The 12,243-nt window shown below is 67.6% G+C and carries 11 protein-coding genes; 1 reads left to right on the top strand and 10 read right to left on the bottom strand.

The window, feature by feature from the left end; translation table 11 throughout:
* Window positions 1-3: 3 nt before the first annotated feature.
* The 8 genes from ACJH5R_RS14100 to ACJH5R_RS14065 form a co-directional block, all read right to left on the bottom strand.
* Window positions 4-780, bottom strand: coding sequence for a 3-oxoacyl-ACP reductase (locus ACJH5R_RS14100; protein WP_406782191.1), 777 nt, complete (start codon window positions 778-780; stop codon window positions 4-6).
* On the bottom strand, window positions 777-2,141 hold the full coding sequence (locus ACJH5R_RS14095) for an aldehyde dehydrogenase family protein (protein WP_406782215.1): 1,365 nt from the start codon (window positions 2,139-2,141) through the stop codon (window positions 777-779). Before ACJH5R_RS14095 ends, ACJH5R_RS14100 begins: the two co-directional genes overlap by 4 nt.
* 49 nt (window positions 2,142-2,190) lie before the next feature.
* On the bottom strand, window positions 2,191-2,937 hold the full coding sequence (locus tag ACJH5R_RS14090; RefSeq protein WP_406782190.1) for a gamma-glutamyl-gamma-aminobutyrate hydrolase family protein: 747 nt from the start codon (window positions 2,935-2,937) through the stop codon (window positions 2,191-2,193).
* Window positions 2,924-4,288 carry a glutamine synthetase family protein gene (locus ACJH5R_RS14085; RefSeq protein ID WP_406782189.1) on the bottom strand — a complete coding sequence of 455 codons (1,365 nt, stop codon included), beginning with the start codon at window positions 4,286-4,288 and terminating at the stop codon, window positions 2,924-2,926. Before ACJH5R_RS14085 ends, ACJH5R_RS14090 begins: the two co-directional genes overlap by 14 nt.
* A 64-nt stretch (window positions 4,289-4,352) precedes the next feature.
* A complete protein-coding gene (locus ACJH5R_RS14080; RefSeq protein WP_406782188.1) occupies window positions 4,353-6,095 on the bottom strand; it encodes an AMP-binding protein in 1,743 nt (580 codons plus the stop codon).
* A 91-nt stretch (window positions 6,096-6,186) separates the two neighbouring features.
* Window positions 6,187-6,750, bottom strand: coding sequence for an alpha/beta fold hydrolase (locus ACJH5R_RS14075; protein ID WP_406757292.1), 564 nt, complete (start codon window positions 6,748-6,750; stop codon window positions 6,187-6,189).
* Between the two features lie 81 nt (window positions 6,751-6,831).
* A complete protein-coding gene (gene map, locus ACJH5R_RS14070; RefSeq protein WP_406757293.1) occupies window positions 6,832-7,689 on the bottom strand; it encodes a type I methionyl aminopeptidase in 858 nt (285 codons plus the stop codon).
* A gap of 22 nt (window positions 7,690-7,711) precedes the next feature.
* Complete coding sequence (locus ACJH5R_RS14065) at window positions 7,712-8,284, bottom strand: DUF1707 domain-containing protein (RefSeq protein WP_406757294.1); 573 nt, start codon at window positions 8,282-8,284, stop codon at window positions 7,712-7,714.
* A 508-nt stretch (window positions 8,285-8,792) separates the two neighbouring features.
* Between ACJH5R_RS14065 and ACJH5R_RS14060 the strand changes: the two genes are divergently transcribed.
* Entirely contained in the window at window positions 8,793-9,320 is a 528-nt protein-coding gene (locus ACJH5R_RS14060) for a hypothetical protein (RefSeq protein ID WP_406757295.1), read from the top strand.
* 72 nt (window positions 9,321-9,392) lie between these two features.
* Here the strand turns inward: ACJH5R_RS14060 and ACJH5R_RS14055 are convergent, their stop codons facing one another.
* Window positions 9,393-11,213, bottom strand: coding sequence for a penicillin-binding transpeptidase domain-containing protein (locus ACJH5R_RS14055; protein ID WP_406757296.1), 1,821 nt, complete (start codon window positions 11,211-11,213; stop codon window positions 9,393-9,395).
* A gap of 163 nt (window positions 11,214-11,376) precedes the next feature.
* A complete protein-coding gene (locus ACJH5R_RS14050) occupies window positions 11,377-12,228 on the bottom strand; it encodes a GNAT family N-acetyltransferase (protein ID WP_406782187.1) in 852 nt (283 codons plus the stop codon).
* Window positions 12,229-12,243: the final 15 nt, after the last annotated feature.

Below are 12,243 nucleotides of genomic sequence, written 5' to 3'. Positions count from 1 at the left end.
CGCTTACAGCGGCGTGACGTACGCCGAGCTGATCCCGCCGTCCACCAGGAAGGTCGAGCCGGTGATGAACGATGCGTCGTCGCTGGCCAGGAATGCCACCGCGGCCGCGATCTCCTCCGGCTCGGCGAACCGGCCCACCGGTACGTGCACCAACCGGCGTGCGGCGCGCTCCGGGTCGGCCGCGAACAGCTCCTGCAGCAGCGGGGTGTTCACCGGCCCGGGGCACAGCGCGTTGACCCGGATGCCCTGCCGGGCGTACTGAACCCCGAGCTCACGCGACATGGCCAACACGCCGCCCTTGGAGGCGGTGTAGGAGATCTGGGAGGTGGCCGAACCCATCACCGCCACGAACGACGCGGTGTTGATGATCGATCCCCGCCCGGCAGGCGCCATGTGCCGCAGCGCCGCCCGGCAGCATAGGTACACCGACTTGAGGTTGACGTCTTGAACCCGTTGCCAGGCTGGCAGTTCGGTGGTTTCGATCAGGTCGTCGTCCGGCGGCGAGATGCCGGCGTTGTTGAAGGCGATGTCCACCGAGCCGAACGTTCGGGCCGCGGTGTCGAACAGTGCGTCGACCTGGTCCTGATCGGAGACGTCGACCTGAACGAACAGGCCGTCGAGCTCATCGGCGACCGCGGTACCCGCCGCCTGGTCGAGGTCGCCGACCACGATCTGGGCACCTTCGGCGCGCATCCGCCGGGCGGATGCCAAGCCGATTCCGCCACCGGCGCCGGTCACCACGGCTACCCGTCCGGCCAGGCGTTGGGTCAGATCGGTCACTGCGTCTCCTTCACTGCGATGAATACGTTCTTGGTCTCGGTGAACGACAGTGGGGCGTCCGCGCCCAACTCCCGGCCCAACCCCGACTGTTTGAAACCCCCGAAGGGAGTGGTGAAACGCACCGAGGAGTGCGAATTCACCGACAGGTTCCCGGCTTCCACTGCCCGAGAGACGCGCAGCGCCCGGGACAGGTCGTTGGTCCAGATCGAGCCCGACAATCCGTAGACGGTGTTGTTGGCCATGGCGATGGCGTCGGCCTCATCGTCGAACGGCAGCACCGTCACCACCGGGCCGAAGATCTCGTCTGTGACGCATCGGTCGGTCGCCGCGGGGGTCAGGACCGTGGGCGGGAACCAGAAACCGGGGCCGGTGGGAGCCTGACCGCGGAAGGCGACCGGCGCGTCGTCGGGCACGTAGGAGGCCACCTTCTCCCAGTGCGGGCGCGAGACCAGCGGGCCCATCTCGGTGTCACGCGACGTCGGGTCGCCGACCACGACGCCGGCCACGGCGGGCTCCAGCAACTCCATGAAGCGGTCGTAGACGCTGCGCTGCACCAGGATCCGGCTACGTGCGCAGCAGTCCTGGCCGGCGTTGTCGAACACGCCGTAGGGTGCTGTCGCCGCCGCCTGCTCCAGGTCGCAGTCGCCGAACACGATGTTTGCGCTCTTGCCGCCGAGCTCCAGCGTGACCCGCTTGACCCCGGCCGCCCCGGCCTGCAGCACCCGGGTGCCGGTGGTGGTGGAACCGGTGAACACGATCTTGGCGACGTCAGGGTGGGTGACCAGGCGCTCCCCCACGTCGGCGCCACGGCCGGGCAGCACCTGTAGAAGGTCGCGGTCCAACCCGGACTCCACGGCCAGTTCCGCCAACCGCAGTGTGGTCAGCGGTGTCCATTCGGCCGGCTTGATCAGCACCGCGTTTCCGGCGGCCAGCGCCGGAGCAAAACCCCACGCGGCGATCGGCATCGGAAAATTCCACGGGGTGATGATCCCGACGACGCCGAGCGGCTCATGAAAGGTGACGTCGAGCCCGCCGGCGACCGGTATCTGCTTGCCGGACAGCCGTTCCGGGCTGGCCGCATAGAACTGCAGCACGTCTCGGACATGCCCGGCTTCCCATTCCGCGGCCGACACCGGATGGCCGGAGTTGGTGACCTCGAGGGCGGCGAGCTCGTCGATGTGGGCGCCGACAACCGCGGCGAAGTCTCGCAGCGCGGCGGCCCGCTCGGCCGGCGCCCGCTTGGCCCACTTCTTTTGGGCGGCCTGCGCACGGCGCACCGCGTCGTCGACCGCGGCGGCTTCGACGTGTTCGACGGTGGCGAAGACCGACCCGGTGGCCGGGTTGATCAGGTCGGTACTGATGTCTCGGCTCCTTGCTCGTTCGTTCCTCGCTCGCCGTCGCCTTCGTGAGTCATTCGCTCACCCGCGCCGACGTGTGCTTGCCCGCCTCGGCCACGATCGCGGCGAACAGCCGCAGATCGTCCGGGGATTCCTCGGGATGCCACTGAACCGCGAGCACGAAATCCTCCCCGGGAAGCTCGATCGCCTCGATGACCCCGTCGTCATCGCGCGCACTGACCACAAGTTTCGCACCCACCTCGGCGATCGCCTGATGGTGGTAGCACTGCACCTGGCAGGTCTCGCCGAGGAGTTCGGCCAGCCGGGTGCCGGCGACGGTGTGCACCGGCATCGGGGTGAAGACCCCGTTGCCCGCCCGATGCCCGGTGTTGCCGATGACGTCGGGCAGATGCTGGTGCAGTGTCCCGCCGAGCGCGACGTTGAGCACCTGGGCGCCACGGCAGATCCCCAGCACCGGCATACCGCGGCGCATCGCCTCGGCCAGCAGAGCGAATTCCCATGCGTCCCGGGTGGTGTCGGGTCGATCGGTCTCGGTGTGCGGCGCTTGGCCATACCCGATCGGATCGAGGTCACGACCTCCGGTGATCACCAGCCCGCCGACGCCGTCGAGCACGCGCGCCGCGATGTCGGGCGTCACCGGCTGCGGCGGGAGCAGTACTGCGATCCCGCCGGCGGCGGTGATGCCCTGGATGTACTGGGCAGGCAGCAGACCCGCCCGCGAATCCCAGACCCCGAACTTCGCTCGGTCCAGATAGGTCGTCAATCCGACTACTGGACCGCCGGGTTCAGAAGCGTTCAAATCCCCGGACCCTCTCCCAGTCGGTCACCGCGGTGTTGAATGCGTCCAATTCGACCCGGGCGCTGTGCAGGTAGTGCTCGACGACCTCGTCGCCGAACGCCTTGCGCGCCACCGTCGATTCGGCGAACAGCTCCATGGCCGCGCCCAGCGTCGTGGGCAGGTGCGGCAGCCCGGCCCGATAGGCGTCACCGTCGACCGGCTCGGGCAGCGACAGGTCGTTGTCGATGCCGTGCAGGCCAGCCGCGATCAGCGCCGCCACCGCCAGATAGGGGTTCACATCGCCGCCGGGAACCCGGCACTCCACCCGCATCGAGTCGCCGCGGCCGAGAACCCGCAGTGCGCAGGTGCGATTGTCCAGGCCCCACGCGATCGCCGTAGGCGCGAAGCTACCGCCGACGAATCGCTTGTAGGAGTTGATATTCGGCGCGTAGCACAGGGTCAGCTCGGGCAACGTGGCCAGCACCCCGGCCAGGAAGCCGCGGAACAGCGCCGACATGCCGTGCGGTGCGGCCGGATCGGCGAACACCGGAGCGCCCTCGGCGCTGCGCAGCGACAGGTGCACGTGGCAGCTGTTGCCTTCGCGTTGGTCGAACTTCGCCATGAACGTCAGGCTCTTGCCGTGCTGGTCGGCGATCTCCTTGGCGCCACTCTTGTAGACGCTGTGGTTGTCGCAGGTCCTCAGCGCCTCTTCATAGCGGAAGGTGATCTCCTGCTGACCGGTGTTGCACTCGCCCTTGACGCCCTCGCAGCGCAGGCCCGCCCCGGTCATCCCGAGCCGAATGTCGCGCAGCAGCGGCTCCAGCCGGGTACCGGCGACCAGGCCGTAGTCGGCGTTGTAGTCCGTTCCCGGCGTCAGCCCGCGATACCCGCCGGCCCACGCCTGCCGGTAGCTGTCCTCGAAGACCAGAAACTCCAGTTCCGTGGCGGCGTAGGCAACCAGCCCACGCTCGGCCAGTCGGGCCAGTTGGGCGGCCAGAATCTGGCGGGGTGCCACCGCGACCGCGCCACCGTCGGGCCAGTGCGCGTCGGCCAACACGTGCGCGGTGCCGGGCAGCCAGGGAATGCGCCGCAACGTCGCGAAGTCCGGCTTGAGCACCAGGTCGCCGTAACCGGTACCCCAGTCGGCGATCGAATAGCCGGGAACGGTGTCCATCTCTACGTCGACGGCCAGCAGGTAGCTGCAGGCCTCCACGCCGTGTCCGGCGACCTCGGCAAGGAAGTGCTCAGCCGCGACTCTCTTACCGACCAGCCGGCCCTGCATATCGGCGAATGCCACTACGACGGTGTCGATCTCACCGGAGGTGACCAGTTCTTGGAGCTCGGCCTGGGACAACATCGCGGGCCGGGTCATTGTGCTCCTTCGCCGACGACGGTCTTGCCTGACATTTGAGTGCTGTCAGGCTACCCGCCCGCGGTCAGTCGACGGGCTCCAGTCGACTGAATTGGGCCGAACGGTAGCAGTCGGCGCATGTGGAGCGGCGGATCTTGCCGCTGGTGGTGATCGGCAAGGAGCCAGGCGCGACCAGCACGAGGTCGGCGACCCGGACTCCGTGGGATCGGGAAACCGAGGCCGCCACATCTTTTTTCAGGGCCGCGATCCGTGCAAGTTGTTCTTCGACGGTGTTGCCCCGGTTCTTGAGTTCGGCGATGACCACCAGCTGTTCGCCACCGTCACCGCTGACCGGTACCGCGGCGACGCGGCCGCCGGTGAGCTCCTGCACGGTGGCCTCGATGTCGTCCGGGTAGTGATTTCGGCCGTCGACGATCAACAGATCTTTGATGCGCCCGACGACCAGCATCTCGCCCTCGTGGATGACGCCGAGGTCACCGGTGCGCAGCCACGGCCCCACCGGTGTACCGGCGGACGGCGACTCGAGGTGCCCACCGAAGGTGCGCTCGGTGGCCTCCGCGTTGTGCCAGTAGCCGCTGGCGACGTTGGGCCCGTGCACCCAGATCTCACCGACGCGACCGTCTGGGCTCTCGGTGTGGGCCTCAGGGTCGACGATCCGCACCGTGCACGCCCGCGGGGCTCCGATGCTGACCAGTTCGGCCCCGCCCGGGCCAGCCTCTGCAGTGCCGCCGACCAGGTTCTCGTAGTCGAGCCGAATGGTCACCGGACGGTTCGCGCGCGGCGCCGAGGCGACATAGACCATTGCCTCGGCCAGTCCGTACGACGGTGCCAGCGCATTCGCCGGCAGGTTGAAGCGGGCGAAGCGGTCGGTGAAACGGCGGATGGTCGCCGCGTGAATGCGCTCGCTGCCGCTCAAGATGGTGTGCACGCCCCCCAGGTCGAGGCCGGCCATGTCCTCATCGGTGGTCCGGCGCGCGGCCAGTTCGAACGCGAAGTTCGGCCCGGCGGTGAATGCGCAGGAGTTGATGGCCAGCTGCTGGATCCATCGGGACGGCTTCTGCAGGAACGCGATCGGGCTCATCACCACCGCGTGGCGGCCCAGCAAGACGGCTCCCATCACGCCGAGCAACAGGCCCATGTCGTGGTAGAAGGGCAGCCAAGACACCAGCGTGGCGTTCGGCGGCGGCGCTCCCCCGTCCTGCCCGAAGTAGTCCGCCATCACCTGCTCGATGTTGGCGAACACGTTGCGGTGCGAAACCACGACGCCTCGCGGAGATCCGGTTGAGCCGGAAGTGTATTGCAGCAGTGCCGTTTTCGTCGCCGACGCTCCGGTTCCGTCCCAGCAAACGGACGCATCGAGATCGATCAGATCCACCTCGATGATCACCGGCGAACTTCCGCCGAGAGCGCTGACGCACCCGTGGATGTCGCCGGCGACCGCCGACGTGGTGAGTACCGCCGCCGGTGCGCAGTCCTTCAGCGCTGCGGTGACTCGTTCGTCGTGGCTGCCGAACGCGGGGACCGGCAGCGGCACCACGATGCAACCGGCCTCCATCGCACCGAAGAAGCCGGCGATGTACTCCAGGCCCTGCGGCGCGAGCAAGGCGACGCGATCGCCCGGCGAGGCGATGGCGGCCACCTCCGCGGCGACGGCCTCGGTGCGCCCCAGAATCTGCGACCAGGTCAGGGTGTCGGCGTAACCGGCCGGATCCACCTCGTAGTCGATGTAGGTGAACGCCGGCCGATCAGGCCAGTGCTGAGCGCGTTCACGCAGCAAAGCCGGTATTGATTGCCCCCACGACAGCATTCGGTATCCCCCCAGATACGTATTTTATTTTTCCCAGCCGACGCGCCCTCGACCGCCGGCTACGCCGGAACCTACTCTCCCTCGCTCTGTATTACCAGGTACTGGCCCGTAACACGATCTCCATCGCGAGCTGTGCGGTGAATTCCTGGGCACTGCGCCGCCCGGGCAGCATCACCAGTCGGTGTTCGCCGTAGACGAACCGCTGGCTGGCGTTGGCCACCGACGCCGTGGCCCGGGAACTGACCAACACGGTGGTGTTGATCTCCACCGGGGGGCAGCGTTCGTCGCGGATCACGCCGCTCAGATCCGGCGCGCGCGGATGGCCCCGGTCGAGCGCCACCAGTCCGGTGAAGCGATCAGGGCGCGTCGCCGCGAGTTCCCAGGCGTTGTCCGCACCGGTCCGGTCACCCACCAGCACGCCGCATTGCACGCCCAGCGAATCGAGGATGCCGATCACCGACTTGGGCGTCAGACGCGGATCTGCGCCGATCACGATGGTCCGCAGGGAGGCGGTGTGCAACCGTTGGCAGACCGCGTCGTAGGCGGTGAGCGGGTGCTGCGCCGCGGCGAGCACGACGACGACCGGCCCGTTGTCCGGGCCTGCCACGTCGACCGGGATCGGGAACCCGTCGATGGTCATCATCGTGCCCGGCATCTGCGCCACGCTACAGCCCCTCGGGCGGCGCGGGGCGATTTTGGCGGGCCCCTTAGCGGCTCAACAGACAACGGCCGGAAGTCACGGCAGAGTCAATATCTCGGCACCGTCGTCCGTCACCACCAGGGTGTGTTCGAACTGGGCGCTCCACTGTCCGTCGCTGGTGACTACGGTCCAGTCGTCATCCCAGATGTCGTAGTCCAGGCTGCCGAGGTTGATCATCGGCTCGATGGTGAAGGTCATCCCGGGCTCGATGATGGTGTCGACTTCGGGCTGGTCGTAGTGCAGCACCACCAGACCGTTGTGGAAGGTCGGACCGATCCCGTGACCGGTGAAGTCACGGACCACGTTGTAGCCGAAGCGGTTCGCGTAGGCCTCGATGACCCGGCCGATCACCGACAACGCGCGGCCCGGTTTGACCGCCTTGATGGCGCGCATGGTGGCCTCGTAGGTGCGCTCGACCAGCAGCCGGTGCTCTTGCGAGACGTCGCCGGCCAGGAACGTGGCGTTGGTGTCACCGTGCACGCCGTCGATGTACGCGGTGACGTCGATGTTGACGATGTCGCCGTCGGCGATCACCGTCGAGTCCGGGATCCCGTGACAGATGACTTCGTTGAGCGATGTGCAGCATGACTTCGGAAAGCCCTTGTACCCCAACGTCGAGGGATAGGCGCCGTGGTCGACCATGAACTCGTGGGCGATGCGATCGAGCTCATCGGTGGTCACGCCGGGCGCGACGGCCTTGCCCGCCTCGGCGAGCGCACCCGCCGCAATCCGGCTCGCGACCCGCATCTTCTCGATCACGTCGGGGGTCTGTACCCAAGGCTCGGAGCCCTCGGCGGCCGTGGCGCGGCCGACGTATTCCGGACGCGGGATCAGGCGGGGCACCGGCAGCGTCGGAGACAGCACGCCGGGAGAAAGCGGGGCACGAACGGGCATTACGCCAGCTTAACGGAGCTGGTCAGCGCCGCCAGCGCAGCTTGCGCCGAGGGCCCCTGATGTCCACCGACCCGCACACCACACGACCGGTCAGCACCAGGTGCGGGGCCCCGTCGGCGGGCGGGTCGGTACGACGATCCCGGGCGCTACCGCCGTAGACCTCGACATCATCGATCGAGGCGCTGGCACCGTCGGGCAGCCGGATGTCGACCGAACCGAATCGCATGTCGAGTTCGATCACGACGACCGGCCCAGCGAACCGAGCCTTGGTGAGGTCGAGATCGACCGAGCCCAGGCGCCGCACCAATGCCAGCCGGGTCGGCACGATCCATTCCCCGTGACGTTTGAGCGATCCGGCCCAGCCGCGCAGTTCAACCCGGTCGGCCGCCGAGGTGACGATGGCGCGCGGGCCGGGCAGGTCACCGATCAGGGTGTCGAGCTCCGAGCGCATCCGCGCCTGCGAGACCTGCGCCGCGCGCTCCTCGAACTCCCCGATATCGATCAGTCCGAGGGAGACGGCATTGTGCAGGCGGCGCAGGGTGCCGTTGCGGTCCGCATCCGAGATACGCAACAGTTCCGCTTCGATCTCCGTCATCACCTTCCCCGTTGTACGTCTCCCCGCAACCTACCGCTGTCGGCCGCCGAACGGCAGCTTCGGACCGCCGCCCGGCCAACACCACGACCGATCGAAATGCTGGAATAACGTCCATGGAATTGTGTCAATCATTCAGATAAATCGGCTGAGTCGTACTTCAGAAATTTCCCTTATTGTTTGCCGATATAAAACACCGCGACGCCCCGGGTAATCCAAATCGGGGGCGGTTGGCTCGTTCGGCATAGGCGTATTTGCCGATCCTGAAAGCCGCACGCTGCCAACACTATCCACGCCTGTCAAGCGACCGGGAATGAGCTGCCAGTCCGCTGAGTACCGACCCGATTTCGCTGTGAATACTTTCGGATTTCACCAAGCACAGGTATAGACTCCGATTTGCCGGGGGGTCGGCAGGGGTGGATTCAAAGACTCATGTGCGAGCCCGCGGCTGCGGGAGGGCAATCCCGCATCCACATCCACATCGAGAGATCCAGAATTGGGGGGCTCGCACATGAGCAAGAACGAGTTTACGCACCCGCGGCGCATCGCGGCCGGTCTAGGCGTCGCCGCCGGTGGCGCCGTTGCCGCCGCGCTGATCGGCCTGGGCGCCGCCGGGGTCGCCGGCGCCGACCCGTACGTCGACACCTACTCCGCACCCGACCCCTATGACGTGCTGTTCGGCGCTCAGGGCACCGACCAGGGCCAACAAGGTTGGGAAAACAACGCCCTCGATCAGGCGTTGTTCGACCAAAGCGCAACCAACTACGCCACCTTCTACCAAGACGTGGTGAACTTCGAGGAGAACAGCGGCGAGCACGGCATATCGAACCTGATCTATGCGATCGATCCCAGCGCGTTCTACGAACAGACCTCGGCTGACATCACCGGTACGTTGGTCGGTGGTGCGTACCTGGTCCCGGACGACGCCCTCGGCTACCTCGCCACGGGTCTCGATTTCGGCCTGCTGTCGCCGATCGGGCTCGACTTCGTGTTGACCCCGCTGATCGACATCCTGCTGGGCGAGCCGCCGGCGATCTGACGAAGTGCGGTAGGACAACTGGCCGGCGGAGCGCAGCCCCGCCGGCCAGTTCCTTTGGTGTCAAGCGATTTTCTACAGCAGGAAGTTATCCGGCAGCGAGTCGAACATCACCTTGGTCATGCGAACCGCGTACTGCGAGCTGCCACCGCCGACGATCAGCGACGCGAAGGCCATGTCGCCCCGATAGCCGGCGAACCAGGAGTGCGAGCCACCGGTGAACTCGGCCTCCCCGGTCTTGCCGTAAACCGGTCCACAGCCGGCGATGTCGCGTGCGGTGCCATCGGTCACCACCAGCCGCATCATCTCGCGCAGACCGTCGAGCATCTCGGCGCTGACCGGAGCGGCCACCGGACCGTTGACCGCTGTCGGGCGCCCCTCGATCAACCGGGGCACCGGTGTTCGGCCGGCCGCCACCGTCGCCGCGGCCAGTGCGACACCGAACGGGCTGGCCAACACCTTGCCCTGACCGAATCCGTCCTCGGTACGTTCGGCCAGGTCAACGGTCGGCGGTACCGAGCCGGTGACGGTGGTGATCCCGTCCACCAGGTAGTCCACCCCGATCCCGTAGCGGCTGGCCGCCTGCGACAGCGCCCGCGGCGGCATCCGGCTGGCCAGCTCGGCGAAGGTGGTGTTGCACGAGTTGGCGAAGGCCCGCGACATCGACACCAGGCCGAGGTCGAACCCGCCGTAGTTGGGGATGGTGCGCTGGCCGATGTCGAGTTCGCCAGGACAACCCACCATCGAGTTCGGCGTCGCCATGTCCCGTTCGATCGCCGCGCCCGCGGTGACCATCTTGAAGGTAGAACCGGGCGGATACAGACCGCTGGTGGCGACCAGGCCGTCGGCGTCGGCCGCCGCGTTCTGCGCGACGGCGAGCAGCTCACCGGTCGATGGCTTGATCACCACCAACATCGCCTTGTCACCGCGGGTGTTGACCGCGTTCTGGGCGGCACGCTGTACCGCTCGGTCCAGGCTGATCGTCAGCGAGGGCGCCGGCGCCGGATCGACTTCGTGCAGCACCGCGACGTCGACGCCGTTCTGGTTCTCGCTGACCACACGCCAGCCCGCGGCACCCTCGAGTTGGGTCCCGACCGCCTTCTTGACCTCGCTGATGAGCATCGGGGCGAAGTGGTCGTCGGTGGGCAACAGATCGGGGCGCGGCGTGACCACGACTCCGGGCAGGGCGCCGATGGCGGGTTCGACACGGTCGTGGTCGGCCTTGCGCAGCGTGATCAGGCCGAGCGGGGTCGCTGAGGAACTGGCCTGCTCGGCCAGACGCTGCGGGTCACCCAAGGCGTCGTCGAAAGGCCGCAGAGTATCGACCACCGCGCGGGCGGTGCGCATCAGGTTTCGTCCGGCCCGGCCGGCGTCCAACTGATAGTGGTACACGTAGCCGGGCACCAGTACGTCGGTGCCGCCGATCTCGTTGACCGCCGCACGACGCGGGGGGTCGGCCCGCAGCGCGAACGTCTGGTGCTCGCCCAGTTTGGGGTGCAGGCCGGTGGCGGTCCAGCGAACCGTCCAATGGCCTTCGTTGCGGACCATCTTGAGCTGGCCGTCGTAGGCCCAGGTCCGGTTCTTCGGCAGCTTCCAGGTGTAGCGGTAGGCCACACTGCCGGTGTCGTCGTTGTAGCGCGAGCTGAGCACCTGCGCATCGAGGTGTTCGGCCTGCAAGCCCGCCCAGGCGGCGTTGAGTGCGCTGCGTGCCGTCGACGGGTCGTCGCTGAGCTCGGCGGCCGTCGCGGTGTCACCGGTGGCCAGGGCGGCGAAGAAGCGCTCGGCGACGGGCCCTGGGCCGTCGGGGCGCGGGGTGCAGGCCGCCACGCCGGCTGCGGTGAGCAGTACGGTCGCCAGGCCCGTGACGCGTGTGACGAATGAGCTTGCAGTTGTCATTGGGGCTGATGTTACGAAATAGAAACGGTCAGCAGGCGGAGGCGCACCGAAATTGAACCGCTACTTGGCGCCCGTACCCACCGAGCCTGTAGTTGGCGTGTCCGCTACTCGAACTTTTCCGCGCTAACAACAGTCTCGGCGAAAAATACGACAAGGCCCGAGATCAGTCGAGCAACACCGTCGCGAAAGTGCCGACCTGGGTGAAACCCACTCGCTCATAGGTGGACCGCGCCACCTCGTTGAAATCATTGACGTACAGGCTGGCGATGCGCCCGGTGCCGACGATCACCGCGGCCAGCATCGCGGTGCCGCCGGCGCCCAGCCCGCGTCCGCGTCGGTCCGGGTGCACCCAGACGCCCTGAATCTGGCCCACCGACGGCGACTGCGAACCCACCTCGGCCTTGAACACCACCTCGCCCCGCTCGAAGCGCGCCCAAGCGCGGCCCGCTGCGATCAGGTTGGCCACCCGCCGACGGTAGGCGCGTCCCCCGTCACCGACCCGCGGATCCACGCCGACCTCACCGATGAACATGTCGACGGCGGCTACCAGGTACGCGTCCAGCTCGTCGGGACGCACCTGGCGAACTTCGGCATCCATCGAGCAGGCGGGCATGGTGTGCAGCGCCATCAACGGTTGACTCTCCCGCACGTCGCGGGCCGGGCCCCAGGAGTCGGCGAGCCGCTGCCACATCGGCACCACCAGCTCCGCGCGGCCCACCAGCGACGAGCAGCGCCGGATCGCACTCACCGCCTTGTCGGCGAACGCGGTGAGGTCGGCCGGCGCCCCGCGCAGCGGGATCAGGTTTGCGCCTGCGTAGCACAAGGATTCGCTCACGCCGCCGCGCGTCCACAATTCCCCGCCGATCATTCGGGGGTCGACACCGTGATCGGCTACCCGGGCGGCGACCATGCAGGAACCGATCGGATCCTCTTCGAGCACCTGCCAGACCGCCGCGGCGTCACGCGCGACGGACACCCGTCGCTGGTCGAGACGGAACTCGGGCGGAGCCGACATAGTGACTCTTTCTGG

Source organism: Mycobacterium sp. SMC-19, assembly GCF_045310815.1.
Taxonomy (GTDB): Bacteria; Actinomycetota; Actinomycetes; order Mycobacteriales; family Mycobacteriaceae; genus Mycobacterium.
The sequence above is the reverse complement of the archived record's forward strand: the minus strand, read 5'-3'. Positions and strand labels throughout refer to the sequence as shown.